Annotated in this window: 2 tRNA genes; both read left to right on the top strand. The window is 45.0% G+C overall.

Annotated features, from left to right (window positions below):
• Positions 1-26 precede the first annotated feature (26 nt).
• A tRNA-Ile gene (locus tag BCU12_RS10560) sits at positions 27-103 on the top strand.
• 43 nt (positions 104-146) lie between these two features.
• Positions 147-222, top strand: a tRNA-Ala gene (locus BCU12_RS10565).
• Positions 223-333 lie beyond the last annotated feature (111 nt).

Consider the following 333-nt stretch of genomic DNA (forward strand, 5'->3'; position numbering starts at 1 on the left):
GTTTAAAAAGTTAAGAGTTTAATGCTGGGTCTGTAGCTCAGCTGGTTAGAGCGCTCGCCTGATAAGCGGGAGGTCGGTGGTTCAAGTCCACTCAGACCCACCAATTCTTTTCCCAAAAAGAGTTGGCTTTAAAGCATTAAGTTTTTGGGGCTATAGCTCAGCTGGGAGAGCGCCTGCCTTGCACGCAGGAGGTCTGCGGTTCGATCCCGCATAGCTCCACCATCTTTAAGCGCATTCTTATGAGTGTTTTTAAAAATGGTTTCGTTCGAAAGAACAAAATCTGCTCTTTAACAATTTGGAAAGCTGACGAACAATAACTGTGATTGGTTGTTG

The sequence above is a fragment of the Vibrio sp. 10N.261.55.A7 genome, assembly GCF_002877365.1.
GTDB lineage: Bacteria > Pseudomonadota > Gammaproteobacteria > Enterobacterales > Vibrionaceae > Vibrio.